The following is a 19387-nucleotide window of genomic DNA, read 5'->3' on the forward strand; positions in this document are numbered from 1 at the left end:
CGCTCCATTCCGCCGCCAAAACGGCTGACTCATTCCCAAAAAGCCTTCCCTACTCCTCCCTCGGCTTGAGGCGCCGGGAGGAATCCGAATCCGTGCTGCTCTTGCGGGAGGTGATGACCCGCGAGGCGGACCGTTCCCGGTCGTCCCGCTCGTCCTCCGAGCTGCTGCTCTCCTCCATCACGACCTTGCGGATGTAGAGGAACACGGTGTCCTTCTCCTTGTTGAGCTGGGTGCCCGGCTCCGGCTCGGCGCGTTCGATCACGTCGGGCTCGTAGCTCTTGTCGTAGACCTCGATCACCTGGTAGTTGAGTTCCAGGTCGGTCAGCGCCATGATCGCGTCCTCGATCGGCATCCCCACCACCGTGGGCATCTCGATCAGCTCGGGGCCCTTGGAGACGTAGATGGTCACCTGGCCGCGGTTGGGCATCTTGGTGCCCTCGACCGGCTGCTGGTCGCAGACCACGCCCGGCTCGTAGACATCGTTGAACTTTTCCTCGAACACAAGCTCGTACCGCTCGCTCAGCTGCTCGTTGTTCCGAAGGGAATCGGCGTTGATCCCCACAAAGCGGGGCACCTTGTCGTCCTCCCCCGCCTCGTCGCCCGAATAATCGGTGCCGCCCTGCATCGAATGTTCGCCGGTGCGGCTACCCTCGCTTTCCGCGGGGGCGATCAGATCGGTGAGGTAGTTGGTCGCGAACCAGTACATCGCGCCCGCGAGCAGCGCCGTGGCGACGAACGCCGAGAAAATCAGCATCAGTACGGGATGGGAGCGTTTGCGTTTGGGGCGCTTTTCGCGCCGGTCGTCTTTTCGCGCCGGCTTGGGCTGCTCGGGCTTGCCGCCCGGAGGCGGAATCAGGTCGATGCCGCTCTGTTCAAAGCGTGCCGCCGTGCGCGGCGGCTGCTTTTCCCGCGCCTCCCGTTCGGCGGCGGCGCGGCGGATCTCCTGCCGGTAGGCGCTGTCGTCGGGCGTCTCGTAGGATTTGCGCGGCGCGGCGGTGTAGACCGCCGTGTTGGAGCCCGCGTCCGCGAGCAGCCCGGATATGTAGAGCTCGGCGGACTGGATGCGGTCCTCTACCTCGACCGCGAGGGCGCGGTTGATCGCGCTCACCACGTTTTCGGTCATCTCGCCGCTGATCATCTGGCTGTCGAGCAGGTCGTCGCCATAGACGCGGTCGAGAGCGGCGGGCGGGTTCTCCCCCGTCACCGTCCGGTAGGTGATCGCGCCCAGCGCGTAGACGTCGGTCCAGTTGCCCTGCCAGCTGTTGAGCGCGTACTGCTCGGGGGCGGCGTAGCCCTCGAAGAGCTGTGCGCCCGTCTCGCTCTTGTTGGTGCGGGCCGCCGCGATCGAAAAGCAGGTCACCCACAGGGCGCCCGACTGGTCAAGGTGGACCGTCCGCGGGGAAAGCCCCCGGTGGATGAGTCCCGCCTTGTGAAAGTTGACGACCGTGTGGAAGAGGGGCATCAGCAGCTTTTTGGCGTGTCTCCAGGGGATCTTGCCGCCGCTGCGCGCGAGGAAGGATTCCAGCGAAATCGTCTTGATATAGCGGTATACCGCATAAATCGTGTTGTTCTCATAGAGCAGGTCGGTGACGGGGAGCACCTTCTCCCCCGCGGGCAGCGCCATGATCGACCGGCACAGGTCCTCAAAGTCGGACATGAGCGCCTTGTACTGCGCCTCCGAGCTGGCCAGCGGCTGCACGCTGAAGTTCTCGTGGTCGCGGCGGGTGATGCAGCCGGGCGCGTACTCACGCAGCCAGACGCGCACCTCCTCCCTGCGGTCGTAGCCGACGTACCAGACGCCCTCCGGGTCGTCCGCGACCATCTTTCCGACGAGATACCGCCCGCCCAGCCCGCTGCCGGGCTGCAGGTAGTTCAGGTCGGGCGACGCGTCCGCGTGATATCCGCAGACGCTGCACGTCTCCCCTTCGAAGAGAGGGGACATGCAGCCCATGCACAGGTTCAGTTCATTTACGGCCATCTGGCGGTTCACTCCTATTCGGGGTCATGGCGAAACGGACGCGCCGTCCCGCCAAGATTCGGGGCAGTCCCGGCTCAGGCGGTCTCGACCGCCGCGTCGTCCTGCAGGCCGAACTTTTCGATGCCCATCTCGCGCAGCTTGAACTTCTGGATCTTGCCGCTGGCGGTCATCGGGAACTGATCCATAAACAGGACGTACTTCGGGACCTTGTGGCGCGCCATATTCTCGCGCACCGCGCGTTTGATCTCTTCCTCGTCGAGCCCGTCCTCCCACGCGCGCGGGATGACGCAGGCCATGATCTCCTCGCCGTACTGCTTGCTCGGCACGCCGACCACCTGCACGTCGCGCACAAGCGGGTGGGTGTAGAGGAACTCCTCGATCTCCTTGGGGTAGATGTTCTCGCCGCCGCGGATGATCATATCCTTGATGCGGCCGGTAATCTTGTAGTAGCCGTTCTCGTCGACCATCGCGAGGTCGCCCGTGTGCAGCCAGCCGTCCTCGTCGATCGCCTGGCGGGTGGCCTCCTCCATCTTGTAGTAGCCGCGCATGACGTTGTAGCCCCGCGCGCAGAACTCGCCCTGCTGGTAGGGGGGCAGCGTCTCCCCCGTCTCGGGGTCGACGATCTTCGTCTCGACATGGGGCATCGCGCGGCCCACCGTCGCGACGCGCAGGTCGAGACTGTCCTCGGTGGTGGTCATCGTGCAGGCGGGCGACGCCTCCGTCTGGCCGTATGTAATCGTGATTTCCCTCATACCCATCTTGTCCACGACAAGCTGCATCACCTTGATCGGGCAGGGCGAGCCCGCCATGATGCCGGTGCGCAGACGCGGGAATTTGTATTCGTAGAAGGTCGGATGCTCGAGCATCGCGATGAACATCGTCGGAACGCCGTGCACGGCGGTGCACTCCTCGTTCTGGAGGGCCTTGAGCACCTCGGTCGGGCGGTAGGTTTCGATGGGGACCATCGAAGTCGCGTGGGTGAGCGCCGCCATGACCGCGAGCACCAAGCCGAAGCAGTGGAAGAAGGGCACGCAGATGCAGAGCTTGTCTTCATGGGAAAACCTCATGCAGTCGCCGATGCACTTGCCGTTGTTGACGATGTTGAAGTGGGTGAGCATAACGCCCTTCGGGAACCCGGTCGTCCCCGAGGTGTACTGCATATTGACGACCTCCTGCGGATCGATGCTGTCGAAAACCGCGCGGAACTCCTCCTCGGGCACCGCGTCCCCCATCTGGCGCAGGTCGTCCCACGCGTACATCCCGGCGGGCGCGGGGCCCTCGCCGACATAGACGACGTCCTTGAGGAAGGGCAGCATCGGATTGTCGTACTCGCCCGGCTTAAAGTCCTTGAGGGTCGGGCAGAGCTCGTTGACGATGCCGACATAGTCCGCGTCCTTGAAGCCCTTGATCATGACGAGCGCCTTGGAATCCGACTGCCGCAGCAGGTATTCCAGCTCGAACACCTTGTAGTTGGTGTTGACGGTGACGAGCACCGCGCCGATTTTGGCGGTCGCGAAGAGGGTCAGCAGCCATTCGGGCACGTTGGTCGCCCAGATCGCCACGTGGTCCCCCTTCCGGATCCCCATCGCCAAAAATCCCTTTGCGATGCGGTTGACCTCGTCGTCAAACTGCCGCCAGGTCATATTGAAGGGCCGGTCGGTATATTTGACCGCCTGGTCGTCCGGATACATCTTCGCGACCTTCTCCAGCAGCGCACCGACCGTAATGGAAATTAATTCGCTCACTTGGCCTTCCTCCCATAGCTTTCAGAGTCCGGAAACCCCTTGGATTCCCGCCGCGCGCCCGATGCCGCGCCCGAATATGGATACTCTTTATTATAAACGGCGCCGGGTATTTGTCAACAATCCGCTCATCGGCGCACACCGCGCAGGAAGCTGAGCAGGATGTAGAGCCCCGCTCCCCCGCCGACCATGCCGCCAAACTTTTCCTGCGGAGTGGCGGAGGGCCCGGCGGTGTCCCCGCCGCCGAGGTTCCGGTAGACGGCCACGCCTCCGGAGGGCTCCGGTTCCCGCCTCTCGGGACGGGCGGAGGTGTCCTCCGTTCGGGAGGCGCTTTCCCCCCGCTCCCCGGCGGCACGCGGAGAGACCGCGGCGGGGCCTTCGGCCAAGGCCGCGGAAGCGGACGCTTCCGCTCCGGCCTCCCGCCGTTCCCGCAAAAGCCGGCCGCCCGAACCGCCGCCGGAAGCGGAACCGCCCCCGCCGCCCGCCATGGGAAGCCGCGAGGAGGAGTCGGGGACGGAGGAGCTCTCTTCACCCGGCACGGAGGAGGACTCCTCCGAACCGGAGCCGCCCGGCGTCAGGGCATCCCCGTCAAACCGCACGCGCGCGAGCAGAAACGCACGGGTCCGGTCGGGGACCTCCTCCAGCGACCGAAAGTCCTCGAAGGCCGCCCGGACGTAGCGGGTGCCCTCCGGAAGCCTGGCCGTACAGGTCTCGCGATAGTAACGGCCGGTGGAGACCTCGAGCCACTGCGACTCCACCCGCGCGAGCGTGACGTCCCGCAGGGGCGTAAAAGCGGAGCCGTCCCGTGAAACGGAGAGGTTGAGCCCCCAGAAGCAGTCGTCCGAAAGCGGCCGGCCGTCCTCCCGGAGGAGCAGTCCGTAAAAGGGATCGTATTGCAGGGAGAAGTTTCTGCCGTTCTCGGTCAAAAAAACGACGTCCGCCGCGCGGTCGTAAAAACAGCGCCGCGCGTTCAGCAGGGCCTCGGCGCTTTGACCACCGAGCGTAAACGCGTCCTTCCCGTAGGGCGTGGCGCAGGTGCTCAGGCTGGCGTAAAACGACACCTCCACCGATTCCGCGCCGCTGACCCGGTAGGTTGCCTGCGCCTCCCGCCCGCCGACGGCCAGCGCCGTCGCGTCGCCGCAGCCGCCCCAGCTTGAGAAGACGTCAAAGTCGCCAACCGCCTCGGAGAAGCCGCCGTAGCTCCGCGTCCCGTCCGGCGCGAGGCTGTCGCAGTCGTCCACGTAGGAGGCTGCGAAAACCGGCACGGTAAGCGCAAACGCGCAGAGGATTCCAGCCAGCCCGACAAACGCTCTTTTCCGCATCGCCGTCCGTTCCCCTCTCGTCATTTTTAATAGGACCATCATAGCAAAAAAACGGGAAAAACACAATCTTTTGGAAGCGGCAGCCGCCGCGCATATCCTTGGCAGCGCCCGGTGATACTATGGTCGGCAGGGTTCTGCCGGATCAAAAAACGCGCGTTTTGCGCGGGCAGCCTACCCTGTAAGGAAGGGGTTTCACACCCGTCCTTACATAAAAGTGGCGGATTTCCCCTGAAATACTGCAAAAAAAGCGGGCCGGCGTCAGCCGGCCCGCTTTTGGTTCCCTGTTCATTTTTTCTTTTTGCCGAGATAGGCGGCTTTCACGTCCTCGTTTTCGAGCAGCTCGGCGCCGGTGCCGTCGAGCGTGATGTTGCCCGTCTCGAGCACATAGCCGTAGTCGGCGGCGCGCAGCGCGAGGTTCGCGTTCTGCTCGATGAGCAGGATGGTGACCCCCTGACGGTTGATCTCCTTGATGATGTCGAAGATTCCCTGCACGATGAGGGGCGCGAGGCCGAGCGACGGCTCATCCATCATAATGAGCTTGGGGCGGCTCATGAGGGCGCGCCCGACCGCGAGCATCTGCTGCTCGCCGCCCGAGAGGGTGCCCGCGAGCTGCCAGGAGCGCTCCTTGAGCCTCGGAAAGAGGTCGTAGACCCAGTTGATGTCGTCGGTCAGGTCATCCTTGCGCAGGTAGGCGCCGATCTTGATATTTTCAAGCACCGTGAGGTCGGGAAAGACCCGCCTGCCCTCGGGGACGAGGGTGATGCCCGTGCCGACGATCTTTTCGCTCGGCAGGCCGCTGATCTGTTTGCCCAAAAACTCGATCGTGCCCCCCTTGATGGGGACCAGTCCGGCGATCGCGCGCAGGGTGGTGCTCTTGCCCGCGCCGTTCGCGCCGATGAGCGTCACGATGCTCTTCTCCGGGACAGTAAAGGATATCCCCTTGACAGCCTCGATGCCGCCGTAATTCACCTTCAGGTTGCTGATGTTAAGCATCGTCGGCCACCCCCAAATACGCGTCGATCACGCGCTGGTTGTTCTGTACCTCGTCGGGCGTGCCCGCCGCGATGAGCTTGCCGAAGTCGAGCACGTAGATGCGGTCGGAAATCTCCATGACCAGGTCCATGTGGTGCTCGATCATAAAGACGGTCAGCTTGAAGTCGTCGCGGATCTGCTTGATAAATGCGGTCAGCTCGGCGGTCTCCTGCGGGTTCATGCCCGCCGCGGGCTCGTCGAGCAGAAGCAGGCTCGGCTCGGTCGCTAGCGCGCGGGCGATCTCCAGGCGGCGCTGCTTGCCGTAGGGCAGGTTGCTCGCCGTCTCGTTCCGGAGGTCCGCAAGCTCAAGGATCTCCAAAAGGCGCATCGTCTCGGCGCGCATCGCCCGCTCCTCCTTCGCGTTGAGGCGGAAGGTCGCGGCAAAGACGCCCGCCTTGGAGCGCATATGCTTGGCGATCAGGACATTTTCAAAGACCGTCAGGTCTTTGAAAAGCCGGATGTTCTGAAACGTCCGGGCGATGCCCAGCTTTGTGATCACGTCGGGGAGCTTTACCATCACATTCGGGAACTTGTCGGCATTGCTGCCCTGATAGAGCTTTTTCATATTCCCCTGCGGGTGGTTGGAGATGATCTGCTCGCCGTTGAAGAAAATCGCGCCGTTGGTTGGGGCGTAGACGCCGGTGATCATGTTGAAGGCGGTCGTCTTACCCGCGCCGTTCGGTCCGATGAGCGCGATGATCTCCCCTTTGTCGACATACATCGACAAATCGTCGACCGCAACCACGCCGCCGAACTGCATCGTCAGGTTTTGGAGCTCCAGCACATGCTCGCTCATACCCCGTCACCTCCCGCTGCTTCGTGGGCGGGCCGCTTACGGGAGAACCAGCCCTTGATCCGGCCCGGGAGACGGGCGACGCCGTCCCAGCTGAACTCGCTGTTTCCCATGATGCCCCTGCGGTAGAAGAGCACGACCGCCATCAGCAGGATCGAGAAGATAACCATGCGGAAGCCGGTGCGGAAGAGGGGCACCTGCCAGCCGCCGATCGTCAGCGGCTGGTCGAAGAAGCGCAGCCACCACTCCTTGCTCGCGGTGACGAGGAAGGCGGAGAGCACGCTCCCCGAAACGCTGCCGATGCCGCCGATGACGACGATGAGCAGGATGTCGTAGGTGAGCGCGATGCTGAAGGTCTTGGCCTCGATCGAGCGCATGAACATCGCGAGCAGGCCGCCCGAAATCGCGGTGAAGAAGGAGCTGACCACAAAGGAGAGCTCCTTGTGCCGGAAGAGGCTGATGCCCATCGCCTCGGCGGCGACCTCGTCCTCGCGGATCGCCTTGAAGGCGCGGCCGTAGGAGGAGTTGATAAGCAGGACCATCAGCCCGATGGTCGCCGCCGCAACGATAAACGGGGTGAAAAGGGACGGCAGCCCGAAGAACTTCGGGAAGGTGGGCACCTTGTTGAGCCCGTAGGAGCCGTTGGTGATCGTGTCCATCTGGGGGCTCGAAAAGATCGCGCGGATGATTTCGGAGAAGCCGAGGGTCGCGATCGCGAGGTAGTCGCTCTTGAGGCGCAGCACCGGGATGCCGATGAGCGCCGCGAAGCCGGCGGCGACCAGGCCGCCGACGATGAGCGCGAGGAAGGGATAGACCGACTGGAGCCACGAGGGGCCAGCCTCCATCCCCTCTTTGAGCGCGCGCACCCAGGGGGCCACGCCGTTCATATAGTAGACGCCGTCCAGGTTGACAACCGGGATGGTCAGGATTGCCGTGATATAGGCGCCGATCGACATGAAGCCCGCCTGGCCCAGCGAAAAGAGGCCGGTAAAGCCGTTGAGCAGGTTCATCGAAACGGCGACGATCGCCAAAATGGCGCTCTTTTGCAGGATGGAGATCAGCATCCCCTGCCCGCTCTTGTTCGCCTCAAGCCAGAACAGCAGCAAGGCGATCAGCACGAGGAGCACGAGGGAGCAGATGCGCTTTGTACCCTTTTTCATATGCGTCACACCTTATCCGTACTTTTTTCGCCGAAGAGGCCGGTCGGCCTGAACAGCAACATGACGATCAGCAGAAGGAAGGTAAACGCGTCGCTGAAGGTCGAATAGCCCATCGCGACGAGCAGCGTCTCGGCGATGCCGATCACAAAGCCGCCCACGACCGCGCCGGGGATGCTCCCGATGCCGCCGAACACCGCCGCGACAAAGCATTTGAGGCCCGGCAGGGTGCCGGAGAAGGGGGTCACCGACATACGGTCGGTAAAATAGAGGATCGAACCCACTGCGGCCAGCGCCGAACCGATCACAAAGGTGGCGCTGATGACGTTGTTGATCTTGATGCCCATCAGCTGGGAGGTCTCAAAGTCCTTGCTGACGGCGCGCATCGCCATGCCGACCTTGGTCTTTTTGATGAGCAGCATCAAAAAGATCACAAGCAGGATGGTGAGCACGGGGGTCAGAAAGGTGACCAGCGACGCGGAGAGCGCCCCGATATGGAAAATCTTCTTCAGGAAGGGGATCTCGGGGTATCCGCGGGGAATCGCGGTGAAAAGATATGTAGCCAGATTCTGGAGCAGGTAGGAGACGCCGATCGCGGAGATCATGATCGACATGCGCGGCGCGGTGCGCAGCGGCTTGTAGGCCACCCGCTCGATGACGACGCCCATCACGATGGTGCCGATGATCACGAGGGGGATGGCGACCTGCCAGGGGAAGCTCGCCATGGCGAAGATCATGAAATATCCCGCCATCATGAAAATATCGCCGTGGGCGAAGTTGATCAGGCGCAGAATGCCGTAGACCATCGTATACCCGATGGCGATCAGCGCGTATGCGCCGCCCAGCGAGATCCCGGTCAGGCAATGCTGCAAAATGGTTGTCAGACTCATGTGCAAAAGCCCCCAAACTATAGCATGGTTCAATACCGCACAAACGGTACGCGCGCATCGGTTATGCGGCGCATGCGGGCGAGGGATGCGGGAATCGGCAGGGCGGGAGACGAGCCGTCCCCCGCCCTGCCGTTCAGAGATTCCGGATTATTCGCCGACGGAGACGGTCTTGAGGAACTTGAACTGGCCGTTCTCAACAACCTTGATGAAGGCTTTGTCCTTGTTGGCGTCGCCGTTCTCGTCGAAGGAGATGGCGCCCGTCACACCCTCGAACTCCACGCCCTTGAGCGCGTCGCGGATGGCGACGGGATCGGTGGAGCCCGCGGTCTCGATCGCCTTGACGGCTGCGAGGTAGGCGTCGTAGCCCAGCGCGGAGACGGCCGGGATGATCTCGTCCTGGCCGTTGGCCACGAGATACTCCTTGAAGCCCTTGATGAAGTCGGTGGCAACCGCGTTGGAGGTGTCGCCCTCGTCGAAGAAGGTGGACAGCGTCACGCCCTCGGCGTCGGCGCCCGCGTTCTCGATGATCGAGCCGTTCTCCCAGGTGTCGCCGGCCATGATCTTCGCGGTGATGCCCAGCTCACGTGCCTGCTTGATGATCAGCGGAGCGGTCGCGATGGAGGACGGCGCAAAGATGACGTCCGGGTTCGCGGCCTTGATGTTGGTGAGGATCGCCTTGAAGTCGGTCTGGTTGGTCTGGAACTGCTCCTCCGCAACGATGGAGTCCTCGCCGACCAGCTTGACGAACGCGTTTTTGAAGAAGTTGCCGAGGCCGGAGGAATAGTCGTCGCCCAGCTGGGTGATGACCGCCGCGGTCTTGGCGCCGTCCTGCGCCGCGTAGTTCGCCATCACGGTGCCCTGGAAGGGATCGAGGAAGCAGACGCGATAGTAGAAGTCGTTGCCCAGCGTGACCTGCGGGTTGGTGCAGGAGCAGCCGATGGCCGGGACCTGCGCGTCGGAGAAGATCTCGCCCGCCGCGATCGAAACGCCCGAGCCGTAGGAGCCGAGGATGACCGAGCAGCCCGCGCTGATCAGGCTCTGCGCGGCGGTGACCGCCTCGGTCTTGTCGGACTTATTGTCCGCCTCGACCAGTTCGATCTTATATTCCTTGTCGCCCACCTTGACGGTCGGGAACTGCTGGTTGGCATAGCGGATGCCGTAGACCTCCTGGAGGCCGCCGCCGCCGTTCTCGCCCGTCTGCGGCTCGAAGACGCCGATCTTGATGACGTCGCCGCCCGCCGCGGGGGCCGCGTCGGCCGCCGGGGCCGCGTTATCGCCGGCGGGAGCCGGCGCGGGCGTGCTGTTGTCGCCGCAGCCGGCCAGAAGGGTCAGCGCCATAACGGCCGACAGGACAATCGCTAAAACTCTCTTCATAAATCTTTCCTCCCAATTTTGAAATAATTGTCGGAATTCAGCGGTAGAAATACAATTGTATTCCCACTGCATACACATCATTATATCAAAAATCCTGAAAAAAGCAATATCAGGCCATCAATTCTTTTTCTTTTTCCGAATTTGTACAGATTATCCAAAATTATCGGCTTGTACTTTGTAAACAATTCTTTAACCGGCAGACAGGGCTGGCTCCCCTACACAAAACCCACGCCGCGCCACCCTGTCCGTTTGTGCACGGGGCACAGCAAAAAAAACACGCGGGACACGGCAAAAGCCGCGTCCCGCGTACAAATATTTTTTCTATTCCGCGTTGATCCGTTCGAGCAGGTCGTTCCGCTCGTTCCACAGCCGGTCGGACAGGTCGACATAGTAGCGGTGCGGATGCTCGAACCGCTTGACCTCGTCCCACAGGTGGGCCACCTGGTCGGCGCAGTAATTGCGGATGTCGTCGAGCTTGGGCAGCTCGTAGACGCATCTCCCCTTGTCGAACACCTGGGTGAGGATGCTCTTGGCGGTAAAGTTGCGGACCGTCTTCTTTTTCCAGGTCGCCATCGGATCGAAGATGGTGATCGGCTGGGAGTCGTCGACCGTCTCGCCGCGCACCGTCACATAGTCGGCGATCGCCTGCCCCGTTTCGCGGTTGTAGAACCGGTAGACGTCCTTGAAGCAGGGGGTCGTGATCTTTTCGATGCTCTCGCTCACCTTGATCTTGGGGACGAGCACTCCGTCGCGCTCGACCGCAGCGAGCTTGTAGACGCCGCCGAACACGGGGTCGGACTTGCTTGTGATGAGGTTTTCGCCGACGCCGAAGAGGTCGACCTGCGCGCCCTGGAGCAGCAGGTCGCGGATGATGTATTCGTCGAGCGAGTTGGTCGCCATGATCTTGCAGTCGGAATAGCCCGCGTCGTCGAGCATGCGGCGCGCCTTCTTGGAGAGGTAGGCGATGTCGCCGCTGTCGATGCGCACCGCCTTGGGCCGCTTGCCCATCGGCTTGAGGATCTCGTCCGCAACGCGGATGGCGTTGGGGATGCCCGATTTGACGACGTTATAGGTATCCACGAGGAAAATGCAGTTGTCGGGGTAGACCTGCGCGTAGTTTTTGAAGGCGTCGTACTCGCTGTCGAACACCTGCACCCAGCTGTGGGCCATCGTGCCCACCGCGGGGATGCCGTAGTCGCGGTCGGCGATCGCGCAGGCGGTCGCCGAGCAGCCGCCGATGTAGGTCGCGCGCGCGCCCAGGATCGCCGCGTCGTAGCTCTGGGCGCGGCGGGAGCCGAATTCGGAGATCGGCCGCCCCTCGGCGGCGCGGCACATGCGGTTGGCCTTGGTCGCCACGAGCGACTGGTGGTTGATGGTGAGCAGCACCATCGTCTCGATCATCTGCGCCTGGATGATCGGGCCGCGCACCACCACGACCGGCTCGTAGGGGAACACCGGCGTGCCCTCCTTCATCGACCAGATGTCGCAGGAGAACCGGAAATTCTTCAGGTAGGCCAGGAACGCCTCGCTGAACTGTCCCTTGCCGCGCAGGAACTCGATGTCCTCCTCGGTGAATTCCAAATCCTTGATGTACTCGATCAGCTGCTCGAGCCCCGCGAATATTGCGAAACCTCCGTCGTCCGGAATCTTCCGGAAGAACATGTCGAAGACCGCCGTGCGCTCCTCGAGCCCATATTCCAGATAGCCGTTGGACATCGTAATCTCGTAGAAATCCGTCAGCATCGTCAGGTTCCGCTTCATATCAATCGGCATTGCGTGTCACCTCGTCCTTTTCTTTCAGCGCCCCTCCGGGTTGTCATCGATAGTTTACACCTTTTCGACCGATTTAGCAAATGTAATCCGCACGGGGCGGCGGGATTTGCTTTCTGCGTGCAAAATTGTTATACTAATGAAAGACAGGGCCCATCTGCGGCCGTTACAAGTGAAGTCATCCCGCGTGGAAACTCGTTCTATCCTCAGCGGGCCCGCGATCATCCGGCAGCTGCCTGAATCCGCATCCGCAGACCACAACGCCAAAGGAACAGGAGCGTGTACCATGCGTGTCGCACTTTTTACAGAAACCTACCTCCCCCATGTCAACGGGGTCGTCACCCATGTCAAATCCCTCAAGGACGGGCTGGAACAGCTCGGGCACGAGGTCCTGATCGTCACCGCCGACGCCTCCGCGCGCCGGCACTATGTCTCCGACGGCGTCCTCCACTGCCCCGCCCACACCTCCAAGCGCTTCTACGGCTACGGCGTGGCCATGCCGCTCTCCACCACGCGGCTCAAATACGTCTATCAGTTCCGTCCCGACGTCATCCATGTCCACAACGAGTTCGGCATCGGGCTGTCGGGGATGATGATCGCAAAGGTGCTGCGCGTCGCGCTCGTCTACACGCTGCACACGATGTACGACGAGTACATCTATTATATCGCGCCCCAGCCGCTCGTACCGGCCGCGACGAAATTTTCCCACCAGTATACCAAGCTGTTCGCGAAGCTGGCGCAGGAGGTCACCGGGCCCTCCAAAAAATGCGAGGAATACTTCCGCAAGGCGGGCGTCTATAAGCCGGTCAACGTGATTCCGAACCCCGTCGACCTCGACATGTTCGATCCCGGAAAGATCCCGGAGGAAAAGAAGAACGCCTTCCGTGAAAAATTCGGCTATCAGCACGGCGAAACGGTCGGCCTCTTCGTCGGGCGGCTCGGCCGGGAGAAGAGCGTCGACCTGCTGCTCGACTACTGGAAAAAGACCATCCGGCCGGAGGAAAACATCCGGCTGCTCGTCATCGGGGACGGCCCCTGCCGAGAGGAGCTGGAGGAGCAGGCCGTCCGTCTGGGCATCACCGACATGGTCACCTTCGCGGGCAAGGTGCTCCACACGGACATGCCGCCCTATGTGGGGACGTGCGACTTCTATATCACCGCCTCCACCTCCGATACCGATTCCATCTCCATGCTCGAGGGGATGGCGATGGGCCTGCCCGTCCTGCAGATCATCGATCCGCTCAACGAGGGACAGGTGCGCGACGGGGTCAACGGCTACATCTTCCACGACGCGCAGGACATGGCGGACAAGATTCGCATGCTCAAAACCATGCCGGCGGACAGGCTCTCCGCCCTGCGCGCCTCCGCTCGGCGCTCGGTCCAGCAGAGCGGCGCGGTCAACCTTGCGGAATACGTGCTCAAGGTCTATAACACCGCGCTGCACAAAAAGCGCCGCTCCCGCCTGATGACGACGCCCGCCTTCCGGGTGCACCTGCGCAAACAAAACAAAGGAGACTGATCACGTGAAAAAGCAGTATGACATCGCCATCATCGGCGGCGGCATCGGCGGCCTGATGGCCGCGTGGCGCCTTTCGGAACGAGCGCCCTCCCTTTCGGTCGCGCTGTTTGAAAAGGGCAGCCCCATCGAAAAGCGCGTCTGCCCGATCATCACCAAAAAGGTGAGCACCTGTGTCAAGTGCAAATCCTGCGCCATCATGGAGGGGCTCGCGGGCGCGGGCGCCTTTTCGGACGGCAAATACGTGATCAGTACCGAATACGGCGGCTGGCTCACCGAGTTCCTCCCCGATGAGACGGTGCTCGACTATATCGAGCAGGCGGACGAAATCCTCGTCCGGTTCGGCGCGACGACCGAGCGGTTCATGCCGAGCAACGAGCTCAAGAAACGCTGCCTCGAATACGACCTGCACATGAGCCAGGCCCAGCTCAAGCATCTGGGCACCGACTCCAACTTCGAGACGATGAAAAAGCTCATTCACGCGCTCGCCGAGCGGGTGGAAATCCACACCGGCGCGGACGTGGTCGGCGTGAACCGGGAGTCCCACGTCCTCACCGTCAAAACCGCGGAGGGCGAACAGACCGTCGAGGCCGGCAAGATCATCTTCGCCGTCGGCCGCGCGGGCAGCCGCTTCTTCTCCGCCTGGTGCGAAGAGAACGACATCCCCCTGCACAACAACCAGGTGGACGTCGGCGTGCGCGTCGAGCTGCCCTCGATGGTGTGGGAGGATTTTGCAAAGAAGATTTACGAGCCGAAAATCCGCTACCGCTCGAAGGGCTACGGCGACATCATCCGCATGTTCTGCTTCAACGACCGCGGGCAGGTCGTCACCGAGAACACCAACGGGGTCCTGACCGTCAACGGCCACGCCTACCGCGACGAGGCGCGCAAGACGCAGAACTCCAACTTCGCGCTGCTCTCGACCACCAACTTCACCCAGCCCTTCCGCGAGCCGATCGAATACGCCCGCCATGTGGCGAGCCTGGCCAACCTCATCAGCGGCGGCAGCGTGCTCGTCCAGCGGCTTGGCGATCTCGAGCTCGGCCGGCGCACCGACGAGAAACGCCTGCGTCAGGGCACCGTGCGCCCCACCCTTTCCGCCGTGCCGGGCGATTTGAGCCTCTGCATGCCCAAGCGCCAGCTCGACAACATCGTCGAGACCCTCCACGCGCTCGACCAGATCTCCCCCGGCACCGCCAACTACGACACCCTCCTCTACGGCATCGAGTGCAAATACTATTCGGCGCGCCCCAAGTGCACCGATTTCGAGATCGACGGCTGCCCCGGCATCTACGCCGTCGGCGACGGCGCGGGCTTCACCCGCTCCCTCTCGCAGGCGTCCGCCAACGGGCTCTACGTCGCGGACCGCATCATCGGCAAGGAATAAACGGCATGGTCGAAAAAGAGGACCGGGCTTACGCCCGGTCCTCTTTTTCGTGTCCGGTTTCGCCCGTCAGGGCGCCTCCCGCTTGAGGGAATCGCGGTAGAGCTTATACTCCATCGAGTCGACGAGCGCCCGAATGGAGGCGTTGATGATGTCGGTGGACACGCCGACCGTCGTCCAGGCGTTCTCCCCGTCGGACGATTCGATCAGGACGCGCACCATCGCGGCGGTCGCCTTCCCGGTGTCCATGACGCGCACCTTGTAGTCGATGAGGCGGACCCCCGCGAGGTTCGGGTAAAAGACCTCGAGCGCCTTGCGCAGCGCGCGGTCGAGCGCGTGGACCGGGCCGTCGCCTTCGTCGGCGGTGATCTCATAGCGGTCGCCCACCCGCACCTTGACCATCGCGGAGGCCATGTGTCGGTCCGCGCTGTCCTGTTCGCCGATGATCCGGAACAGCTCGAGGGCGAAGAAGGGACGGAACCTTCCCAGTTCCTTGAGCACCACCATCTCGAAGCTGGCGGTCGCCGCCTCGAACTGGTAGCCCTGGAACTCCAGCTCCTTGAGCTCCCCGACCAGCGTCTCGAGCTCGGGGGAATCCTTGGTGAGCCCCGGGACGACCTCGCTGATCTTCGCGATCAGCGCGCTGCGCCCGCTCACCTCGGAAAGCAGGATCTGCCGGTGATTTCCCACTGCGGCGGGGTCGACATGCTCAAAGGCGGAGGGGTTCTTTTTCACCCCGTCGACGTGCATCCCGCCCTTGTGGGCGAAGGCGCTCTTGCCGACATAGGGCATCGAATGGGAGAGGCGCACGTTGGAAATCTCGGAAATGATCCGCGCCGCGCCCGTCATCCGGGCGATGCAGTCGGCCGGGACGCACTGGAAGCCGAGCTTGAGCTGCAGATCCGCGATCACGGTGGAGAGGTTCGTGTTGCCGCACCGTTCCCCAAAGCCGATATAGGTCCCCTGCACATGGTCCGCGCCCGCCTTCACCGCCGCGAGGGTGTCCGCGACGGCGCAGCCGGTGTCGTTGTGGCAGTGGATGCCGATCTTTCCGGGGAAGGCCCTGACCGCCTCCGCGGTGATCGCCCGGATCTCGTCGGGGAAGCACCCGCCGTTCGTATCGCAGAGGATGAGCTTGCAGGCGCCCGCGTCGGCGGCCGCCTTGAGCGCCTGCATGGCGTAGAGCGGGTTGTGCTTATACCCGTCGAAAAAATGCTCCGCGTCGAAAAAGACCCGCCTGCCCGCCTCGGCCAGATACGCCACCGTGTCGGCGATCATCCGGAGGTTTTCCTCCGGCGTGGTGCCGAGCACCTCGCGGGCCTGCCATTCGCTCGCCTTGCCGAAAACCGCGACGCAGGCCGTCCCCGTCTCAAGCAGGGCGGCGACGTTTTTGTCCTCCCCGGCCGACGAGTCCCGGCGGCGGGTCGAGCCGAACGCTACCAGCCGCGCGTGGGAAAGGCGGAGCTCCCCGGCGGCGCGGCGGAAAAACTCCTCGTCCTTCGGGTTGCTGTGGGGGTTGCCCGCCTCAATATAGTCGACGCCCGCCCGGTCGAGCGCCCGCGCGATGGCGAGCTTATCCTCGACCGAGAAGGAGACCCCCTCCCCCTGCGCGCCGTCCCGCAGGGTCGAATCGAAGACATCAATCTTTTTCATCGCTCTCCCCCAGTTTCCGCCGCAGGTCGCGCGCATACGTCTCCTGCGTCCCGCGCAGGTCCATCAGCAGGTAGGAGAGCAGCCAGACCGCCGGATTGCGGATGGTGAGCCGCTCGGTAAAGACCACCTCGGTGCCGTCCTCCTCCGTTTTGGAGAACTCGCCCGTCCATTCTCCGGTGAACATCGCGTGCTCCATGTGGAAGGCGTAGAGCCGCCCCGGCTGCTTTTCAGTGATTGTAAAGACCGTCTCGCTCCCCTTTTTGGGGTATTCCACGAAGGTGACGCCGTCCGGCTTGGTATCGATATGGTCAAGATCGCTGCGCCAGGAAAAATCGGTGTTATCGGTCACGGCCTCCCAAACGGCCTCCAGCGGCGAGGAAAAACGCGCGGTCATCTGGGATGTCCTCAGCTTCTTCATCTGAAAAGTCTCCTCTTTTCTTCCGCCTCCGCGCCTGCCGCAGAGCGGGCGGCGGGGCTGTCTGTCATGCGGATATTGTAGCATAAACGTCTCCAGCGCACAAGCCGCCGCTTTTTTCACTTTACAAGAGTGAAGGTTTGCGTTAAAATAAAGAGTCAGAAGAAGCCTTTGGAAGAACCGGACGGCAGCCGTCCGCCGAAACCATGGAGGAACGAAGGAATTGAAGCTACATTTTTCCAAGATGCACGGCCTCGGGAACGACTATATCTACGTCAACTGCCTCGAGCACAAGCTCAAGCACCCGGAGGAGGTGGCGCGCATCGTGAGCGACCGCCACTTCGGCGTCGGCTCCGACGGCCTCATCCTCATCTGCCCCTCCGACCGGGCGGATTTTGAGATGCGCATGTTTAACGCCGACGGCTCGGAGGGAAAGATGTGCGGCAACGCCATCCGCTGCGTCGGAAAATACGTCTATGACCGCGGGTTTACCGACCGCAAAACCTTGCAGATCGACACCAGAAGCGGCGTCAAGACGCTTGAGCTCACGCTGGAGGATGGAAAGGTGTCGACCGTGCGGGTCGATATGGGCAGGGCGTCCCTGCGCGCCAGGGATATCCCCGTCGAAACCGACTATGACGACTTTGTCAGCCAGCCGATGCTTGTGCACGGGGAGGTCTTTCTCGTCACCTGCGTCTCGATGGGAAATCCCCACGCCGTCATCTTCTGCGACGACGTGGAGGACCTGCCGCTCGAGGACATCGGCCCCCTCTTTGAAAACCACGAGAAATTCCCCGACCGCATCAACACTGAATTCATCGAGCTCGTCGACCGTCAGACTCTCAAAATGCGGGTGTGGGAGCGCGGAAGCGGCGAGACCTTCGCCTGCGGCACCGGCGCCTGCGCGGCGGTCGTCGCGGCGGTCGTCAACGGGCACTGCGACGCCGGCGACGAGGTCACCGTGCGCCTGCGCGGCGGCGAACTGAAAATCACCTGCCGGGAGGACTTTACCGTCCTGATGGAGGGCCCCGCCTCCCACGTCTTCGACGGCGTGATGGAAATCGATCTATAAAGCGACTGAAAAATGCCCGGTACGCTGACGCGCGGCGGGCATTTTTGATATCTCAACAGGAGTGATGAACGATGCCAAAGCTCAATGAACACTACCAGAACCTCAAGGAGAGTTACCTGTTTTCCGATATCGCAAAGCGGGTGAACGCCTTTACGGCGGCGCATCCCGACAAAAAGATCATCCGGATGGGAATCGGCGACGTGACCCTCCCGCTCATGCCCGAGGTCGTCTCCGCCCTGCACGGCGCGGTCGACGATATGGCGGACGCCTCCTCCTTCCACGGGTACGGCCCCGAGCAGGGGTACGATTTCCTGCGCGGCGCGATCAGGGACTACTACGCCCGCCACGGCGTGGCGCTCGAGCCCGATGAAATCTTCGCCAGCGACGGCGCGAAGAGCGACGTGGGCAATATCACCGACCTCTTCGACGTCGAAAACATCGTGCTCATCCCCGACCCCGTCTACCCCGTCTACGTCGACACCAACGTCATGGACGGCCGCACGGTGCTCTACATGAACGCCAACGCGGAAAACGGCTTTCTGCCGATGCCCAATCCCGACGTGCATGCCGACCTCATCTACCTCTGCTCCCCCAACAACCCGACCGGCGCGGTCTACAGCCTCGACCAGCTGAAGGCCTGGGTCTCCTACGCGCTCGACAATCAGGCGATTATCCTGTTTGACGCGGCCTACGAGGCGTTTATCGGTGACGACAGCCTCCCGCACAGCATCTTCGCCGTCGAGGGCGCGAAGAAATGCGCGATCGAGTTCTGCTCCCTCTCCAAAACGGCCGGCTTCACCGGCACCCGCTGCGCCTACACCGTGGTGCCCAAAGAGCTGACGATGCGCGCCTCCGACGGCGGAACGCTCTCCCTCAACCACATGTGGCTCCGCCGCCAGACCACCAAATTCAACGGCGTCTCCTACATCATCCAGCGCGGCGCGGCCGCCGTCTTCTCCGAGGAGGGCGTGCGTCAGGCGCAGGAGATGGTCGGCTACTACAAGGCGAACGCCCGTCTCATCGCAGACACGCTTTCCGAGCTGGGGATCCGTTATTTCGGCGGCATCCACTCCCCCTACATCTGGATGGAGTGCCCGAACGGCATGAAGTCGTGGGAATTCTTCGACTACCTGCTCGAAAACGTCGCCGTCGTCGGCACGCCGGGCGCGGGCTTCGGCGTCAACGGCGAGGGATATTTCCGCCTCACCGGCTTTTCCAGCCGCGAGCAGACCGCCGAGGCGATGGAGCGGTTCAAGGCGCTGCTCAAATAATTAGTCAACGCATAAAGG

The 19387-nt window shown here is 62.7% G+C and carries 15 protein-coding genes; 4 read left to right on the forward strand and 11 right to left on the reverse strand.

What is annotated here, in order from left to right:
* Window positions 1–49: 49 nt before the first annotated feature.
* The 9 genes from NE609_RS01750 to NE609_RS01790 form a co-directional block, all read right to left on the reverse strand.
* Window positions 50–1978 carry a PASTA domain-containing protein gene (locus tag NE609_RS01750; RefSeq protein ID WP_256151497.1) on the reverse strand — a complete coding sequence of 643 codons (1929 nt, stop codon included), beginning with the start codon at window positions 1976–1978 and terminating at the stop codon, window positions 50–52.
* A gap of 74 nt (window positions 1979–2052) precedes the next feature.
* On the reverse strand, window positions 2053–3723 hold the full coding sequence (locus NE609_RS01755; protein WP_256151498.1) for an AMP-binding protein: 1671 nt from the start codon (window positions 3721–3723) through the stop codon (window positions 2053–2055).
* A 125-nt stretch (window positions 3724–3848) separates the two neighbouring features.
* A complete protein-coding gene (locus tag NE609_RS01760) occupies window positions 3849–5042 on the reverse strand; it encodes a hypothetical protein (protein ID WP_256151499.1) in 1194 nt (397 codons plus the stop codon).
* Between the two features lie 285 nt (window positions 5043–5327).
* Window positions 5328–6035: an ABC transporter ATP-binding protein gene (locus tag NE609_RS01765; RefSeq protein ID WP_101550548.1), complete on the reverse strand. Its 708-nt coding sequence runs from the start codon at window positions 6033–6035 to the stop codon at window positions 5328–5330.
* Window positions 6028–6870 (reverse strand): ABC transporter ATP-binding protein, encoded by an 843-nt coding sequence (locus NE609_RS01770; protein ID WP_256151500.1) that lies wholly within the window; start codon window positions 6868–6870, stop codon window positions 6028–6030. The genes NE609_RS01765 and NE609_RS01770 overlap by 8 nt, the downstream gene beginning before the upstream one ends.
* Window positions 6867–8027, reverse strand: coding sequence for a branched-chain amino acid ABC transporter permease (locus NE609_RS01775; RefSeq protein ID WP_256151501.1), 1161 nt, complete (start codon window positions 8025–8027; stop codon window positions 6867–6869). The genes NE609_RS01770 and NE609_RS01775 overlap by 4 nt, the downstream gene beginning before the upstream one ends.
* A 5-nt stretch (window positions 8028–8032) precedes the next feature.
* On the reverse strand, window positions 8033–8914 hold the full coding sequence (locus NE609_RS01780; protein WP_121585575.1) for a branched-chain amino acid ABC transporter permease: 882 nt from the start codon (window positions 8912–8914) through the stop codon (window positions 8033–8035).
* A 147-nt stretch (window positions 8915–9061) separates the two neighbouring features.
* Window positions 9062–10288, reverse strand: a complete 1227-nt coding sequence (locus tag NE609_RS01785; RefSeq protein WP_101550540.1) for an ABC transporter substrate-binding protein — start codon at window positions 10286–10288, stop codon at window positions 9062–9064.
* A 321-nt stretch (window positions 10289–10609) separates the two neighbouring features.
* Window positions 10610–12061 (reverse strand): nicotinate phosphoribosyltransferase, encoded by a 1452-nt coding sequence (locus tag NE609_RS01790; protein WP_256151502.1) that lies wholly within the window; start codon window positions 12059–12061, stop codon window positions 10610–10612.
* A gap of 283 nt (window positions 12062–12344) precedes the next feature.
* Between NE609_RS01790 and NE609_RS01795 the strand changes: the two genes are divergently transcribed.
* Window positions 12345–13577, forward strand: a complete 1233-nt coding sequence (locus tag NE609_RS01795) for a glycosyltransferase (protein WP_256151503.1) — start codon at window positions 12345–12347, stop codon at window positions 13575–13577.
* 4 nt (window positions 13578–13581) lie between these two features.
* A complete protein-coding gene (locus NE609_RS01800) occupies window positions 13582–14961 on the forward strand; it encodes an NAD(P)/FAD-dependent oxidoreductase (RefSeq protein ID WP_121585573.1) in 1380 nt (459 codons plus the stop codon).
* A 66-nt stretch (window positions 14962–15027) separates the two neighbouring features.
* Here NE609_RS01800 and cimA read toward each other — a convergent pair whose 3' ends face one another.
* Window positions 15028–16611, reverse strand: a complete 1584-nt coding sequence (cimA, locus tag NE609_RS01805; protein ID WP_256151504.1) for a citramalate synthase — start codon at window positions 16609–16611, stop codon at window positions 15028–15030.
* A complete protein-coding gene (locus NE609_RS01810; protein WP_256151505.1) occupies window positions 16598–17029 on the reverse strand; it encodes an SRPBCC family protein in 432 nt (143 codons plus the stop codon). The genes cimA and NE609_RS01810 overlap by 14 nt, the downstream gene beginning before the upstream one ends.
* A 241-nt stretch (window positions 17030–17270) precedes the next feature.
* On the opposite strand from NE609_RS01810, the gene dapF reads away from it, so the two are divergent.
* Together dapF and NE609_RS01820 are read left to right on the forward strand one after the other, a co-directional pair.
* Complete coding sequence (gene dapF, locus NE609_RS01815; protein WP_256151527.1) at window positions 17271–18098, forward strand: diaminopimelate epimerase; 828 nt, start codon at window positions 17271–17273, stop codon at window positions 18096–18098.
* A 71-nt stretch (window positions 18099–18169) separates the two neighbouring features.
* Complete coding sequence (locus tag NE609_RS01820) at window positions 18170–19369, forward strand: LL-diaminopimelate aminotransferase (RefSeq protein ID WP_256151506.1); 1200 nt, start codon at window positions 18170–18172, stop codon at window positions 19367–19369.
* Window positions 19370–19387 lie beyond the last annotated feature (18 nt).

Source organism: Anaerotruncus sp. DFI.9.16 (assembly GCF_024461615.1).
Lineage (GTDB): Bacteria > Bacillota > Clostridia > Oscillospirales > Ruminococcaceae > Anaerotruncus > Anaerotruncus massiliensis.